Annotated in this window: 15 protein-coding genes; 6 read left to right on the forward strand and 9 right to left on the reverse strand. The window is 64.7% G+C overall.

All coding sequences use genetic code 11. The features are described from left to right. Window positions 1-10 precede the first annotated feature (10 nt). On the forward strand, window positions 11-517 hold the full coding sequence (locus JOE32_RS07955; RefSeq protein WP_057007574.1) for a sigma-70 family RNA polymerase sigma factor: 507 nt from the start codon (window positions 11-13) through the stop codon (window positions 515-517). Next, the gene (locus JOE32_RS07960; protein ID WP_209982968.1) at window positions 514-1,251 is read left to right on the forward strand and encodes an anti-sigma factor; all 738 of its coding nucleotides are present in this window, start codon (window positions 514-516) and stop codon (window positions 1,249-1,251) included. The genes JOE32_RS07955 and JOE32_RS07960 overlap by 4 nt, the downstream gene beginning before the upstream one ends. On the opposite strand, the gene JOE32_RS07965 is transcribed toward JOE32_RS07960, so the two are convergent. From JOE32_RS07965 to JOE32_RS07995, 7 genes are all read right to left on the reverse strand, one after another. After that, window positions 1,248-2,228: a spore coat U domain-containing protein gene (locus JOE32_RS07965; protein ID WP_209982970.1), complete on the reverse strand. Its 981-nt coding sequence runs from the start codon at window positions 2,226-2,228 to the stop codon at window positions 1,248-1,250. The genes JOE32_RS07960 and JOE32_RS07965 overlap by 4 nt on opposite strands. A gap of 70 nt (window positions 2,229-2,298) precedes the next feature. Beyond that, window positions 2,299-4,608 (reverse strand): fimbria/pilus outer membrane usher protein, encoded by a 2,310-nt coding sequence (locus JOE32_RS07970; protein ID WP_245229227.1) that lies wholly within the window; start codon window positions 4,606-4,608, stop codon window positions 2,299-2,301. Between the two features lie 111 nt (window positions 4,609-4,719). Continuing rightward, window positions 4,720-5,508, reverse strand: coding sequence for a molecular chaperone (locus JOE32_RS07975; protein WP_209982972.1), 789 nt, complete (start codon window positions 5,506-5,508; stop codon window positions 4,720-4,722). A 25-nt stretch (window positions 5,509-5,533) separates the two neighbouring features. Continuing rightward, window positions 5,534-6,022: a spore coat U domain-containing protein gene (locus tag JOE32_RS07980; protein WP_057007578.1), complete on the reverse strand. Its 489-nt coding sequence runs from the start codon at window positions 6,020-6,022 to the stop codon at window positions 5,534-5,536. Between the two features lie 2 nt (window positions 6,023-6,024). Continuing rightward, window positions 6,025-6,567, reverse strand: coding sequence for a spore coat protein U domain-containing protein (locus tag JOE32_RS07985; protein ID WP_209982974.1), 543 nt, complete (start codon window positions 6,565-6,567; stop codon window positions 6,025-6,027). 18 nt (window positions 6,568-6,585) lie between these two features. Continuing rightward, a complete protein-coding gene (locus JOE32_RS07990) occupies window positions 6,586-7,128 on the reverse strand; it encodes a spore coat U domain-containing protein (protein ID WP_209982976.1) in 543 nt (180 codons plus the stop codon). Beyond that, window positions 7,122-7,613, reverse strand: coding sequence for a spore coat U domain-containing protein (locus tag JOE32_RS07995; protein ID WP_209990411.1), 492 nt, complete (start codon window positions 7,611-7,613; stop codon window positions 7,122-7,124). The genes JOE32_RS07990 and JOE32_RS07995 overlap by 7 nt, the downstream gene beginning before the upstream one ends. A gap of 192 nt (window positions 7,614-7,805) precedes the next feature. On the opposite strand from JOE32_RS07995, the gene zapE reads away from it, so the two are divergent. Together zapE and JOE32_RS08005 are read left to right on the forward strand one after the other, a co-directional pair. Beyond that, on the forward strand, window positions 7,806-8,897 hold the full coding sequence (gene zapE, locus JOE32_RS08000) for a cell division protein ZapE (RefSeq protein WP_209982979.1): 1,092 nt from the start codon (window positions 7,806-7,808) through the stop codon (window positions 8,895-8,897). Between the two features lie 40 nt (window positions 8,898-8,937). Next, entirely contained in the window at window positions 8,938-10,239 is a 1,302-nt protein-coding gene (locus JOE32_RS08005; protein WP_209982981.1) for a leucine-rich repeat-containing protein kinase family protein, read from the forward strand. A gap of 270 nt (window positions 10,240-10,509) precedes the next feature. Here the strand turns inward: JOE32_RS08005 and JOE32_RS08010 are convergent, their stop codons facing one another. Together JOE32_RS08010 and JOE32_RS08015 are read right to left on the reverse strand one after the other, a co-directional pair. After that, window positions 10,510-11,217: a YebC/PmpR family DNA-binding transcriptional regulator gene (locus JOE32_RS08010; protein WP_057007583.1), complete on the reverse strand. Its 708-nt coding sequence runs from the start codon at window positions 11,215-11,217 to the stop codon at window positions 10,510-10,512. Between the two features lie 100 nt (window positions 11,218-11,317). Continuing rightward, on the reverse strand, window positions 11,318-12,175 hold the full coding sequence (locus JOE32_RS08015; RefSeq protein ID WP_209982983.1) for a LysR substrate-binding domain-containing protein: 858 nt from the start codon (window positions 12,173-12,175) through the stop codon (window positions 11,318-11,320). Window positions 12,176-12,287: 112 nt separating this feature from the next. Here JOE32_RS08015 and JOE32_RS08020 point away from each other — a divergent pair, with 112 nt between their 5' ends. Then, on the forward strand, window positions 12,288-13,400 hold the full coding sequence (locus tag JOE32_RS08020; RefSeq protein WP_209982985.1) for a 2-aminoethylphosphonate--pyruvate transaminase: 1,113 nt from the start codon (window positions 12,288-12,290) through the stop codon (window positions 13,398-13,400). A 3-nt stretch (window positions 13,401-13,403) separates the two neighbouring features. Continuing rightward, window positions 13,404-14,231: a phosphonoacetaldehyde hydrolase gene (gene phnX, locus JOE32_RS08025; RefSeq protein WP_209982987.1), complete on the forward strand. Its 828-nt coding sequence runs from the start codon at window positions 13,404-13,406 to the stop codon at window positions 14,229-14,231. Window positions 14,232-14,334 lie beyond the last annotated feature (103 nt).

Genomic DNA, 14,334 nt, shown 5'->3' on the forward strand with positions numbered 1-14,334 from the left:
CCAGACGCCCATGCATGCACTCGACGAACCGTTACGTGAACTCATCCCCAGGCTGCGGCGTTTTGCCGTGTCCCTGACCCGTAACGCCAGCAGCGCCGACGACCTGGTGCAGTCGACACTCGAGCGGGCGATCATCAGCTGGGCCGACAAACGCGTCGAAGGTGACCTGCGCGCCTGGCTGTTCTCGATTCTCTATCGCCAGTTTCTCGACGCCCACCGTCGCAGCCGACGCTACGCGCGCATGCTCGAATTCTTCACCGGACGCGACGACGCGCAGCCGTCGGTAGAGCGCACGGTGATGGCCCAGTCCACCCTGCAAGCCTTCGATAAACTCAACACCGAGCAGCGCGCCCTGCTGTTGTGGGTGTCGGTCGAAGGCCTGAGCTACAAGGAAGTCGCCGACATACTCGAGGTGCCCCTTGGCACCGTGATGTCACGCCTGTCTCGCGCCCGCCAGGCCCTGCGCCAACTCAGCGATGGCGAAATTGCCAGCCCTTCCCTGCGGATACTCAAATGATCAGCCTGCCTCCCAGCGAACGCGATTTACATGCCTACGTCGATCATCAACTGCTGGAGAATGATCGCCGCACGATGGAAACCTGGCTGGCCGGCCACCCGGAGGTGGCGGCCCAGGTGCACGCCTGGCAACAGGATGCGCAATTGCTGCGCGCCTCGTTGAGCGGCGCCCTGCAAACACCCGCCAACCCGCAGTTGGACCCGGCACTGATTCGCCAGCGCATCCGGCATCGGTCGCGTCGGCACCTGGCCACAGCCGCCGTGCTGATGATCGCCGTCAGCCTCGGCGGGCTGGGCGGCTGGCACGCCCGCGAAGCCACCCATCCGCCGACGCTGCCAATGACCGATGCGATGCAGGCCTACCGCCTGTTTGCCCAGGACGGCATCATGCCCGCCGACTACAACACCCAGGACAGCGGCACAATGCAAGCCTGGCTCGACCGCTACTTCAACCAGGCCCATCGCTTGCCCGACCTGAGCCAGGCGGGTTTCAGGCCGGTCAGCGGGCGCCTGCTCACCACCGAGCAAGGCGCGGCCGCCATGGTGCTGTACGAAGACCCGCAGGGCCGACGCATCAGCTTTTACATTCGCCCGCCGGGCCCGGGAAACGGCTTCCTGCCCCGTGGCAGTCGCAGCGCCGACGGTCTGCAGGCCGAGTACTGGTCCGGTGACGGCTACAACTATGCGATGGTCAGCCCGGTGGGCCAGCCCGGCACGCCGCTGCTGAAGTTCTAGAAGCCGACGTCGAGCACCACGTTGTCCACATAGACGCCGGCCGGTGGCGTGGTCTGATCGGTGTAGACCCTGGCGTTGTAGTTGTACACCTGGCTGCCGATGCCCAGCCCATTGCCCGGGTTGACTTCGGCCGTCGAACTGGCGCGCCGCGCCGCGCCGACACTGCCCCAGCGCGTGGTGCCGGCACTTTTGAAAATATCGTAGGCCAGGTAGTTGGTGCCGGAAACCATCCGCCGCCGCCCGCCGACACTCACCGGGTTCTGCCCGTCGCTGAGCCCGACGGTATAGGCGCTGCCCTTGGTGCAGGCGATGTTGATGGTCTGTCCGGTCACTGCGGTGAAACCGCTGACCACCGGCGCACTGCCAAAGAGGATATTCGGCGCGGTGATCTGGCAGTCGTTGGTCACCGTCATGCTGACGGTCAGGGTGGCTGTGCCGTTACCGATATCGCGCCCCAGGCAGATGCCGCCAAGGCCCACCCCCGAGCAATAGTTCCAGTTCCAGGCGATGTTCAGTGTCTCGCTGTACAGGCCGGCGGCGACGTTGCTGCCGGTGATAGTGCCCATGTACAGCGGCACGGTTTTCGCGCTAGGCCCTGCGATCAGCCCGATAAGCTGGGCAATGCCGCCCGTGCCGCCAAAATCGAACTGAGTGTTGCGTGCAATCGGAAAGCTCGCGGTATTGGTGCCATAGATCGTGTAGCCGATCACATCACCGGTCGGGCCGACCATGCCGTTGCTGGCCGAGGTGATGGTGGCGTAAAAATGGTCCGACGGCACCAGCAGCGAAATCAACGCCGAGGTGCACGTCAACCCGGCGCTGGTGGTGGAACTGGCCTGCGCAGCCGTGCGTACCGTCATCGAACTGATCGAGCCGAAGCTGGCCGGCACACTGGCCGCCACCGAACACGCCGCCATCGCCTGGCCCGAACACAGCAGCCCCAGACCCAACAGCCATCCCTTGCCCCTCACCCGCATACTCCCCGTTCCTGTCCCTGTGGCGAGCGGGCTTGCCACAACAGCTTTTTCAACAAAGAAAATGGCGCGTTCATTGGCACACCAACGGCCCGATCAGCGGCACGTCCTGTTGTTGCTCGTCCATGTCGAATGTGGCCTGGCAGCTCTGGCCTTCGCCCAGGGTGACCTGCAGCGTGTTATGGGCGCTGAGGTTTTCCAGGTAGACCAGGCCATCCCAGCCCACCACCGCCTGGGTGTTGCTCTGCTCATGCACCACCAGGCTGCCCAGCGGCAATTGCTGATGCTGGCGGTCCACCAGGGTGATGCTCGCGGCAAGCACCCGTCGCAATGGAAACTCCAGCAGGTAGCCGCTGCCCCGACGCACCGAGACCCGCTGCTCGACATTCTGGCTCTGGATATTGGGCGGCAGGTTCAGCGGATCGATCTCGTATTTGGCGCGGTAATACGCACTGCTCCATGGCACCAGCAGGTGGCCATGCCGATCGGTCTGGCCGACCAACTGGTTCTCGTAACGCACCGGAATCCCGGCGAACCCCTGGGTGCTCACCACCACAAACGCGTCGTTGATGCGGTTGGCGGCAAACACGTTGCCACCCATCCAGACGAGTGAGCCGCTGGCGTCCGCCCAGCGCGTTTCGGCATCGCTGCTGCCGTACACGCCGGCCTGCAACTGCACCGACTGCAAGCGCCAGGTCAGGTCAGCCTGGCGATAGGTCGGGCCATCGCCCTGGGCATACCCGAGGTTGTAGCCCACCCCGCCTTCGCTGGGCACTGCGCTGCTGTAGTTGAGGCGCTGGCGACTGGCGCCGTCCTTGCTGCGCTCGGTGCTTACCGCCAGGCTGCCATTGAGGTCGAACGGAATCACCAGTTGCGCCTGCATGGCCCAGTTGCTGTCGCCGATCTCGCGGTTGGCCGACAGGTAAAAGCTGGTGTTGCGCCACAGCGGTTTGCTCCAGCTCAGGTTGAGCAGCCGCGTGCGCGAATCGTCCGCCGCATGCACATCGAAATAGCCCACGCCCAGGCTGCCGAAACGCTGCAGATTGAGGCTCAGGGTGACCTGCTCGCTGCGCTTGCTGAGGCTGGCGTAGGGCGTGTCGACCAGGGTCAGGTCGGCATACTCGTCGCGGCGCTCGACCCGTTGGTACGACAGGCTGTAGCGCGTGCTGTTGTACTGGTAACCCAGGCTCAGTTGCTGGCCGCTACGGCCGTCGAATCGGCTTTGACTGATGGCGGTATTGAGCACGCCGAAGTTGCCCAGGCGCAGATTGCCGCCAAGCCCGCCAAGGGTAAGGTTGCTGGACGCTTCGGCATGGCTTTCCAGGGTCACATTGTCGGAGTAGCCATAGCGAAAGGTGCCGCTGGCCACGCCCGACCCGTAGCCGAAATCGCGCAGGGCATAATCGCGACGCAAGGTACCGGCGGCGACCGAGAAGTCGCTCAGGCCCTGTTGCAGCAGCGTGCTGGTGACGTAGAACGGCACCGTGGTCGACACCTGCCGGCCCAGTGCATCGGTGGTGACCACCACGGCTTCACCGGCGCCATTGATGAACGGAATGTTGGTGAGGGTGTAGGGCCCGGGTTGCAGCAACGCGCTTTCGGATTTGTAGCCGTTGATAAACAGATCCACTGACGACGGCACTGCCGCCTCCCCGGCAAACTGCGGCAAGGGATAGGTGACCAGGTCCGGGCGCACCGCAAAGTCCCGCGACAGCTGCACCCCGCCCAGGCGCACCGAACTGCTCCAGGGCAGCGAGCCGCTGATCAGATCGCCCGCCTCGTAGGTGAGCAAGCGCTCATCATCGGAAAAGCGCCAGGCGGTGTCGTAACGCCGGTAACCGTTATTGAGTGTGCTGTCGCTGATGCCGCCGGCCAGGGTCTGACGAAACTGCCCGGTGGTGGACAAGGTGCCCCAGTTGTCGAACAGCCGCACCTCGTTCCAGGCGGCCAGGTAGCTGCCGCCTTCATCGGTATCGTTGAAATAGACATCGTAGTTGAGCAACGCGCCGAAACTGCTCATGGCCTGGGTGCGCGGGTAGGTGCTGCGGTTGCCGATGAACTGCTCCTGCAGCCAGGACGGTGGCACATCCAGCAGCAGGCGCTGGCCGGTGCTGTCGTAGTCGCTGTGCAGGCCGGGCACCGTATCCAGAGCCACGCTGGGCCCGAAGTCACCGGGCAGGGTCATGCCCACCTCCTGCAATGCACCGGCGGGCACGAAAAGCTGCCCGGCACGCTGATCCACCGCGATCACACGTCCGGTGTCCATCTGGTTGACCACCAACTGCAGAAACAATTGGGCATCGGCGACCGCCTCCATGCTGCTCGGCGGCGGCGGCAGCTCGCCCGCCACCGCTGCGCCCCACAGCCCGCCAGCCACGGCCATCGACAGCCATATGCCGCGAGTCTGACCACAGCTCACCATGGCGTTGTGTCCTTCAATGGACATCTCCCTCCTGTTAACACCCGGGCAACCGCCCGTCCCGCTGCTTCACGCCTACCGCTTGGGCGCCAGGCTCTCCAGTTGCGGCGCACCGTTGATCCGTACCTGTAACGGCTGGTCGGCCGACACGGCGTCCGGCACCGGCCAGCGCATGGTCGCGCCGGGCAGCACATAGCCGAGCAAACCATCGACCAGCGGCCGGGTCTGCCCGTTCTGCTTGAAGGAAGCGTCAGTGAGCCGCGCATGCACGGCGCCCTGGTTACGCACTTCGATGTAGCTGCGCCCGGCCACATTGACCTTGTGCCAGCTCAGTTCCGGCTTGCCCGCGCCCTTGGGGTCACGCTGGCGGGTCGCGTCTTCCTTGCTCCACAGGCCCGCGCCGTAAGCAAACAACGGCACCGAATAGCGCATCTGAAAGCGAATCGCCGCTGCGGTGTTCTTGCCTTCCGGTGGCGCGGGCACCTGCAGCGCGGAGGGGATTTCATCGATGATGATGCGGTAGGCCTGCTCCTGCCCCGGCGGTACTTCCTTGGTGCGGGTCAGCCGCACCAGTTGCTTCTGGCCTGGCTCGATCCTTGCCACGGGCGGGCTGCCGATCACATCGCGCTGGTTCTGGTACTGCTCGTCGAAGTTCTGCTGGCTCCAGGCAAACACGCGCACCTGCAGGTTGGCGGTCTCGGTGCCACGGTTTTCCAGCCACAGTGCGCTGGCCTGCTGATCGGCCTCCAGCACCGGGTCAATCGGCCAGATCAGCACCGAGCTTGCGGCCTGCACAAGCCCGCTCAGGCCCGCGGCAAGCAAGGCAATGCCCACGGCGCACAAGCGCCGGGAAGGTGAACGCATAAAACCACTCCTCATACTCAAATCCCTACCAAGACAGCTGCACCTGCAGCGTGTCGCTGTACGTCCCATTCGGCTGATTGCCCGGCAGTACCACCCGCCCGTAGATCGGCAGACGGATGTTGTTTGCATCGCTGTAGCTCACGCTGACGCTCTGGCTCACGCCCAGGCTCTGGCTGAATGCGGCATCCCGAAATAACTGGTAACCCACCTGCGCACTGCCGCTGCTGTGCTTGAGGTTGCGCCCGCTGGTGCTGTGCAGCCCGCCGTCGACGCTCACGCTCAGTGCCACCCCCGGCGTGCATTGCAGAGTGATGCCACCGGTCATGGCCGCTGTCACGGTGCTGGTGGCCAGGGCGGAATAGCTGCCGTAGTTCAGCGAACCGTAATTGACCCCACCGCCCACGATCAGGCAGCCCGGCGTAATGGTCGCGCTCACCTGGAAGCTCTGGTTGGTAACCGCCGACAACGGCAACGGCAGCGCCAGCCCGAAGGCCAGCAACGCTGTGCGCCACATGGTCAGAACGTCAGTTCAACGGCCACCGTGTCCGTGTAGGTGCCCGCCGGCAACCCTGGTTTGCCGACGGCCCGACCGTACAGCGCAACGGTTTGCGCTACACCGGTGCTGGCGGCCAGGGTCACCACACCGTCAATCGCCAGCAGCGCGGAGTGCCCGCTGTCGGTGTAGAAGTCGTACGGCACAAAGTTGCCGGCGCCGTCGGCCAGGGCGCGGGTGCCGCCCGGCGAGGCGCCGTCATGGGCGCCGGCGCGCACCTTCACCGCCGGCGTGGTGCCGGCCGAACACAGGATCGACAAGGCCCCGCCGGTACCGGTGCCGCCCAGCAGTTGGGCGTCGGCATTGGTGAACAGGCTGTTGATGGTGCCGAAGTTCAAGGCACCGAAATTCAGCCCGGTTGCGGCACCGGAGCCGTTGACCTGACAGCTGGCGATCAACGTCAGGCTGGAGGTGATCTGCCCGGTGACAGTGGTCGCCGCATTCAGGCTGGAGGCCATCGCCAGGCCCAGGGCGCAGACGCCGATTCGCGATACAAGTGGGTGCATGAGAGTCATCCTTTGGGTTTACCAATCCAGTGTCACGGTCAATGTGTCGGTGTAGGTTCCTGCCGGGAGGGCGGTGGTATTGGCCACCACGGCGCCCCACACCGGGATGGTCATTTGCGTGCCATTGCTGGCGACGAAACTGCGTTGCTCGCCGATGCTGTACGGAATACGCCCGAGCGGGTCGGCCATCAGGTGGTAAGCGATTGTCTGGCGCCCGTTGCTCAGGCGCCGAGTGGTGCCGACGGCATTGGTGCCGCCGTCGATGGTCACGGTGAAACTGGCGACCGTCGGGTTGCAGGCGACCATCAACGGCGCGTTATCGCCGGCCGACATGCCGGCCGCCAACGGGTTGCTCCAGGTGGGCCCCTGGCTGCCGAAATCCAGCATGGCGGTGCCGCCGGTCGGGCTGACGGGGGCCACGTCCGTGCCTTTGCTCACCTCGCAACTGGCGGTGATCACCATGCGCGCCTGGATAAAGCCGCTGGCCACCGCCGCCCGGGCATCCGGCGCCAGCAACCACAGGCCGCCCATGGCCATCAGGGTCAAACGACGGCCTACCACGTGACCGTCACCTTGAGCAGGTCGGTGTAGCGGCCGACGGCGGGAATGTCCTTGAGCGGTTCGATGCGGCCGTAGAGCGGCAGGTCGACCGAGCCGCTTTCTGGCACGCGGCCGCTGACCGGCACGTTCACCGGCAACGGGATCAGCCGCGCGGCGTCCGCATAAATACGATAGGGAATGGGTGTGCTCGAAGAGGTGGCATTGCCCAGATAACGCACTTCGCCAGTGCCACCGTGCAGGCCGCCGTCTACGCGCATCTGATACGGCGTGTCGGGGTTGCACTCAAGGCGCGGCTGGCGCTGGCTGATCAACGCCGCACTCAGCGGCCCGGCCGGGTCGTCCAACCGCGGGCCGCTGCCAAAATCCAGCACGCCAAGCTGCTCCACACCCGCACTGCGCGTGGTGCCTACCAACTGGCAACCGCGCTGCACGTCGATACGCACCACAACCTGAAGTTGCGCCGCATAAACCGTGTTGCAGAGCATTGCGCCCATGATTGCCAATACCGCTCGTCCCTTCACAGCACCAAATCCTTATGCGCGGGTGACACCTGTGTATGAGGTTAGCCACTCGGGCGGAATCTGCCAGTCGAGGCAGGATTTAGCCTGGATCATGGCTTTTCGAGACTGCAGCGGTCGCCTAAAGTAGGCCACCACCGCACCCTGGAGTGACTTGTATTGGCCGGTTCCCTGATTCGTCGCCTGCTCGGTAAAAAACCCGACACCCGCACCGACGTATCCATCGCGATGTTCTTTCAGACAAAAGCCGCGCAGCAGGGCTATACCCTCAGTGCCGGCCAGACCCGGGCGATTGCCGCCATGCACCGCGAGACCACGCACCTGCTCGCCGGCCGGCCTACCCGCAGCCTGTATCTGCACGGTCCGGTGGGGCGCGGCAAGAGCTGGTTGCTCGACGGTTTTTTCCAGGCGTTGCCGTTGGCCGAGAAACAGCGCGTGCACTTCCATGAGTTTTTTAGCCGCCTGCACCAGGGCATGTTCCGGCACCGCGCGCAGGACGACGCCCTTGCCGTGACCCTGGATGAATTACTGGACGGCTGCCGGGTGCTGTGTTTCGACGAGTTCCATGTGCACGATATCGGCGATGCCATGCTGATCAGCCGGCTGTTCAAAGCGCTGTTCCAGCGTGGCGTGCTGGTGCTGGTGACGTCCAACTATGCGCCCGAAGGCCTGCTGCCCAACCCGCTGTACCATGAGCGCTTCAAGCCGGTGATCGACCTGATCGCCGCGCGCATGGAGGTGCTGGAAGTCAGTTCACCCGAGGATTTTCGCAGCCTGCCCCAGGCTCACGCGCAACAGCGTTTTACCAGCGGGCACTACGTGTGGCCGGGCACGCCGGCGCAACGCGAGGCGCTTGGCCTGCCCGGGCCGGACGCCGCCGAGCACAGCCTGACGGTGGGCAACCGGCAGTTGACGTGTCGCGGCCATCAGGCGCGCACCATCGCCTTCACGTTCGCCGATCTGTGCGAACAACTCACCGCCGTGATGGACTACCTGTTGCTGTGCCAGGACTATGACCATTGGATCATCGACGGCCTGCCCCACCTCGCCGACTGCCCGATTGCCGTGCAACAGCGTTTTATCAATCTGGTGGACGTGCTCTACGACCGTGACAAACAGCTGACGCTGATCGGTGAACAATCACTGGCACAGGCCATGAGCGGCCAGGCCATCGACCTCGCGCGCACCGCCAGCCGTCTTGGGCAATTGCAACAGGCGTGCCCGCAACCTGCGCCCGAGCCGCTATCATGAGCGCCTTTTTACGCCCCCTTGCCGAGTGACCGCGCCGTTCATGAATACCCTCGCCCAACTCAAGGCCGGCCAATTGGCCGGTGCCACGCGCCTGGACCTGTCCTGCGGGCTGACCGAATTCCCCCGGGAAATCTTCGAACTGGCCGACACCCTGGAAATCCTCAACCTCACGGGCAACGCCCTGAGCAGCCTGCCCGACGACCTGCACCGGCTGACGCGCCTGCGCGTGCTGTTCTGTTCGGACAACGCCTTTACCGAGCTGCCGGCGAGCCTGGGCCACTGCGCGACGTTGAGCATGATCGGCTTCAAGGCCAACCAGATCAGCCATGTACCGGCGGCCGCGTTGCCGCCGCAATTGCGCTGGCTGATCCTCACCGACAACCGCATCAGCCAGTTGCCCGACGAGCTGGGCCAGCGACCGCTGCTGCAAAAACTGATGCTGGCCGGCAACCGGCTGGCGCAATTGCCCGAGAGCCTGGCCAACTGTCAGAACCTCGAATTGATCCGCATCGCCGCCAATCGCCTGACCCACCTGCCGCGCTGGCTGCTGACGCTGCCCAGCCTGACCTGGCTGGCCTACGCCGGCAATCCGGTGGAAATGGCAGCGGACCTCGCAAGCGAGGACGCGACGCCGAACATTGCCTGGACCGAACTGGCACTGGGCGAGGTGCTGGGTGAAGGTGCGTCGGGGATCATCCGCCAGGCGCTGTGGACCCCCCAGGCGCTGCCGGTGGCGGTGAAACTCTACAAAGGCACGATCACCAGCGACGGCTCACCGTTGCACGAAATGCAGGCCTGCATCGCCGCCGGCCTGCACCCCAACCTGATCAAGGTGCGCGGCCGCGTGGTCGGCCACCCCGATGAACAGGCTGCGCTGGTGATGGACCTGATCGAGCCGAGCTACCGCAACCTCGCTGCCCTGCCGAGCCTGGCGTCCTGCACCCGCGACATCTACGCGCCCGCCACCCGGTTCAGCCTCGACGTGGCACTGCGCATGGCGCGCGGTATCGCCTCGGTGGCGGCGCACCTGCACCGGCACGGCATCACCCATGGCGATCTGTACGGCCACAATATTCTGTGGAATGAAGCCGGGGAGTGTCTGCTGGGGGACTTTGGTGCCGCGTCGTTCCACGCCATGGCCGACACGCTGGAGACCCGGGCCTTGCAGAGGATTGAAGTGCGAGCGTTCGGCGTGTTGCTGGGGGAATTGCTGGAGCGGGTTGACGGCCAGGTGAGCGACGAACTGCTGGCACTGCACAAAAACTGCTGTCAGCCCGATGTGCTGGCGCGGCCCGGCTTCGAAGACATCGAAGCCCTGCTCGATGCTCTCCAACACCGCTAAACAACGGTGCCTCTGTGGCGAGCGGGCTTGCCCCGCGTTGGAGTGCGCAGCGCCCCCAATCAAGAAAAACGCTGTGTGCCTGACACTGCTCAGCGCATGGTTTTGGGGCTGCTGCGCAGCCCAACGCGGGGCAAGCCCGCTCGCCACAAAGCCCGCTCGCCACAGGAATGTGACTGCCTGAAACTTCAGGTTTTAAAATCAATAAGTTATTTTGTGTTGGATAAGAGGGAGCAAGCTCCCTCCCACATTGGGTCTGCGTTTTCCCAGTGATCAGCCTGCCAAACCGACAAACATGTCCTGCACATCGTCGTGGTTATCCAGGCCTTCGAGGAACGCTTCGACCTCGGCCATCTGCTCATCGCTCAACCCGGTCACCGGGTTCTTGGCGATATAGCCCAGCTTGGCCGACAGCACGGTGAAGCCCTGCTCCGGCAGCGCTTTCTGCACGGCGTCCAGGTCGGTGGTCTCGGTGATAAACAGGCTGGTGCCTTCTTCTTCACCCTCTTCAAAATCCTGGGCACCGGCTTCGATGGCAGCCATCTCGGGATCGGCGTCCGGGCTGTCCGGCGAGGCTTCGATCAGGCCGACATGGTTGAAGTCCCAGGCCACCGAGCCGGATGCGCCGAGTTGGCCCTTGCGGAACGCCACGCGGATTTCCGCCACGGTGCGGTTGATGTTGTCGGTGACGCATTCGACGATCAACGGCACCTGATGCGGGGCAAACCCTTCGTAGGTCACGCGGTGGTACTGCACGGTTTCACCGAGCAGGCCGGCGCCCTTCTTGATCGCGCGCTCCAGGGTTTCCTTGGGCATCGAGGCCTTTTTGGCCTGCTCCACCACCAGACGCAGGTGGGCGTTGGTGGCGGTGTCGGCGCCGTTGCGCGCGGCAATGGTGATTTCCTTCACCAGCTTGCCGAAGATCTTGCCCTTGGCATTGGATGCCGCTTCTTTATGTTTGACTTTCCACTGTGCGCCCATGACTCACTCTCTAACTGTCCATGGCGCCGAAACGTCTACTGGCCGGCGCTTTGGGGGCAGAGTTTATAGCGCAGCCACGCTTCCTTCCAGCAAAAAACCCTCAGGGCGCCAACTCGAAAACCGCCTGGATCATGCGCTGCGAGCGCCGCCGTTGCAGACAGCCGAGCAAGTGCCGGTTGACCAGGCCATCGCCCTGGATCGGCACCGCGCGCACCCGCGGGTCGGGGCTGACTTCAATCGAGGACACCACCCCGACGCCCAGTTCGGCCGCGACCGCTTCGGTCACCGCTTCACGGCTGTCCAGTTCCAGCAACACCCTGGGCTGCACATCGGCCGCCCGGCAGGCGTCGTCAAAGGTGCGCCGGGTGATGGAGCCAGGCTCGCGCAGCACCATGATCACGTCATGCAACTGCTTGAGCGCAATACCTTCGCGCAGGCTCGCCCACGGGTGCGCCGCCGGCACCAGTGCGCAAATACGCGACTCACTCAAGGGCTGCAGGTGCACGCCATTGCGCGGCGCCACTTCGGTGAGCACGGCCACATCCGCGTGCTCGGCCAACAGCGCTGCCAGGGTTTCCTGGGCATTGCCCAGGCGCAGGTTCACGGTGATACCCGGATAGCGCGCACGCAGGCTGGCAATCATCGGCATCACCAGGTGCGGGCCGTCCGCCGCGACTTCCAGGCGTCCGCTGAGCAGTTGGCGATTGGCCTCCAGCAGGGTCTGCGCTTCGTCCACCAGGCCGAAGATCGCCCGCGTGATTGCCGCCAGGCGCGTGCCCTCTTCGGTCAATTCCACCCGTCGTGCGGTGCGGCGCAGCAGTGGAATCTGATAGTGCTCTTCCAGCGCCTTGATGTGCCCGGTCACCGCCGGCTGGCTGATAAACAGCCGCGCCGCCGCCCGGGTAAAGCTGCCCTCGCGAGCCACGGCGTCAAACGCCCGCAATTGAAACAGATTCATGATTATCGGCCTCACTGATGGCTCGCATAACAACAAACAATTTGATTGATGACAAGCCAAACTGCAATTTAGGCGCCGTAGCTTTCACACCAACGCCTCGCGAGAACCTGAAATGACCACTGCCGCGCCGCTCCTGCTGACTCCCGGGCCCCTGACCACCTCGCTGCGCACCCGCCAGGCGATGCTGGAAGACTGGGGCTCATGGGATGCGCGCTTCAATCAACTCACCGACAGCGTCTGCGCCCGGCTGCTGACGATTCTCAACGGTGCGGACAGCCACCATTGCATCCCCCTGCAGGGCAGCGGCACCTTCGCCGTCGAAGCCGCCATCGGCACGCTGGTGCCCCGCGACGGCAAGGTGCTGGTGCTGATCAACGGCGCCTACGGCAAGCGTCTGGCGAAGATCTGCGCGGTGCTCGGGCGCACGTTCAGCACCTTCGAAACCGCCGAGGACGCCCCCACCACCGCCGCCGATGTGGACCGCCTGCTGCACGCCGACAGCCGCATCAGCCATGTCGCCCTGGTCCACTGCGAAACCAGCACCGGCATCCTCAACCCGCTGGCGGAGATTGCGCAGGTGGTGGCACGTCACGGCAGGCGGCTGATCATCGACGCCATGAGCTCGTTCGGTGCGCTGCCCATCGATGCTCGCGAAATACCCTTCGACGCGCTGATCGCAGCCTCGGGCAAATGCCTGGAAGGCGTGCCGGGCATGGGCTTTGTGTTCGCACGGAAAGCTGCGCTGGCCGCAGCTCAGGGCAACAGCCACTCCCTGGCGATGGACCTGTTCGACCAGCACAGCTACCTGGCCAGCACCGGCCAGTGGCGCTTCACCCCGCCGACCCACGTGGTTGCCGCCCTGCATGAGGCGCTGCTGCAATTTGACGAAGAAGGCGGCCTGCCCGCCCGTCACCGGCGCTACGCCAGCAACTGCCAGGCGCTGCTGGACGGCATGGCCGCCCTGGGCCTGCGCAGCTTCCTGCCGGCCGCCATCCAGGCACCGATCATCGTCACCTTTCACGCCCCGCAAGACCCGCGCTATCGGTTTCAGGACTTCTACGAACGGGTCAAGGCCCGCGGCTTCATCCTGTACCCCGGCAAACTGACCCAGGTGGAGACGTTTCGCGTCGGCTGCATTGGCCACGTCGACGCCGCGCACATGCAAGCAGCGGTCACCGCGATCGGTGAAGCGCTTCTACTAGACACCAGCCTCCACAGGACTTGAACCATGCAGTATCAAAACCCCAACACCCTGCAAGCCGTGATCCTCGACTGGGCCGGCACCGTGGTCGATTTCGGCTCGTTCGCGCCCACGCAGATTTTCGTCGAAGCCTTCGCCGAATTCGGCGTGCAGGTGTCCATCGAAGAAGCCCGTGGCCCCATGGGCATGGGCAAGTGGGACCATATCCGTACCCTCTGCAACCAGCCGGCGGTGGCCGAGCGCTACCGCCAGGCGGTCGGCCGCACGCCCACCGATGCGGACGTGACCGCGATCTACCAGCGCTTCATGCCGTTGCAGATCGAAAAAATCGCCGAGCACTCGGCGCTGATCCCGGGCGCCCTCGATACCATTGCGGAACTGCGTGTGCAGGGCATCAGAATCGGCTCCTGCTCCGGCTATCCCCGGCAGGTCATGGACAAGGTGGTCGCCCTGGCGGCGAGCAACGGTTATGTCGCCGACCACGTCGTGGCCACCGATGACGTCCCCAACGGCCGCCCGTGGCCGGCCCAGGCCCTGGCCAACGTGATCGCCCTGGGCATTGACGATGTGGCGGCGTGCGTGAAGGTCGATGACACCGTGCCGGGCATCCTCGAAGGCCGTCGCGCCGGCATGTGGACCGTGGCGCTGACCTGTTCCGGCAATGCGCTGGGCCTGACCTACGCGCAGTTTCTGGCCCTGGACAGCGCCACGCTCACCACCGAGCGCATGCGTATCGAAGCGATGTTCGCCGGCTCGCGCCCGCACTACCTGATCGACACGATCAACCAATTGCCGGCGGTGATCGCCGACATCAACGGGCGCCTGGCGCGCGGTGAGATGCCCCAGGGCGCCTGACGCAAATAAGGAAAACGGCATCCCGGACGCGCGCCGCGGCTGAATCAGGCATACAGTAAACAGACTCCGTCGCCAAAGAACGGAAACATGCCCTGATGAGTGA

The sequence above is a fragment of the Pseudomonas sp. PvP025 genome, from assembly GCF_017832155.1.
Taxonomy (GTDB): Bacteria; Pseudomonadota; Gammaproteobacteria; order Pseudomonadales; family Pseudomonadaceae; genus Aquipseudomonas.

Bases quoted from the DNA above. Each gene is read 5' to 3' on its own strand.
- JOE32_RS07965 (WP_209982970.1), bottom strand. From the start codon at position 2,228: ATGCGGGTGAGGGGCAAGGGATGGCTGTTGGGTCTGGGGCTGCTGTGT.
- JOE32_RS08015 (WP_209982983.1), bottom strand. From the start codon at position 12,175: ATGAATCTGTTTCAATTGCGGGCGTTTGACGCCGTGGCTCGCGAGGGC.
- phnX (WP_209982987.1), top strand. From the start codon at position 13,404: ATGCAGTATCAAAACCCCAACACCCTGCAAGCCGTGATCCTCGACTGG.
- JOE32_RS07960 (WP_209982968.1), top strand. From the start codon at position 514: ATGATCAGCCTGCCTCCCAGCGAACGCGATTTACATGCCTACGTCGAT.
- JOE32_RS07980 (WP_057007578.1), bottom strand. From the start codon at position 6,022: ATGTGGCGCACAGCGTTGCTGGCCTTCGGGCTGGCGCTGCCGTTGCCG.
- JOE32_RS07975 (WP_209982972.1), bottom strand. From the start codon at position 5,508: ATGCGTTCACCTTCCCGGCGCTTGTGCGCCGTGGGCATTGCCTTGCTT.
- JOE32_RS07970 (WP_245229227.1), bottom strand. From the start codon at position 4,608: ATGGCCGTGGCTGGCGGGCTGTGGGGCGCAGCGGTGGCGGGCGAGCTG.
- JOE32_RS08020 (WP_209982985.1), top strand. From the start codon at position 12,288: ATGACCACTGCCGCGCCGCTCCTGCTGACTCCCGGGCCCCTGACCACC.
- JOE32_RS08005 (WP_209982981.1), top strand. From the start codon at position 8,938: ATGAATACCCTCGCCCAACTCAAGGCCGGCCAATTGGCCGGTGCCACG.
- JOE32_RS08010 (WP_057007583.1), bottom strand. From the start codon at position 11,217: ATGGGCGCACAGTGGAAAGTCAAACATAAAGAAGCGGCATCCAATGCC.
- JOE32_RS07985 (WP_209982974.1), bottom strand. From the start codon at position 6,567: ATGCACCCACTTGTATCGCGAATCGGCGTCTGCGCCCTGGGCCTGGCG.
- JOE32_RS07995 (WP_209990411.1), bottom strand. From the start codon at position 7,613: ATGCTCTGCAACACGGTTTATGCGGCGCAACTTCAGGTTGTGGTGCGT.
- JOE32_RS07955 (WP_057007574.1), top strand. From the start codon at position 11: ATGCATGCACTCGACGAACCGTTACGTGAACTCATCCCCAGGCTGCGG.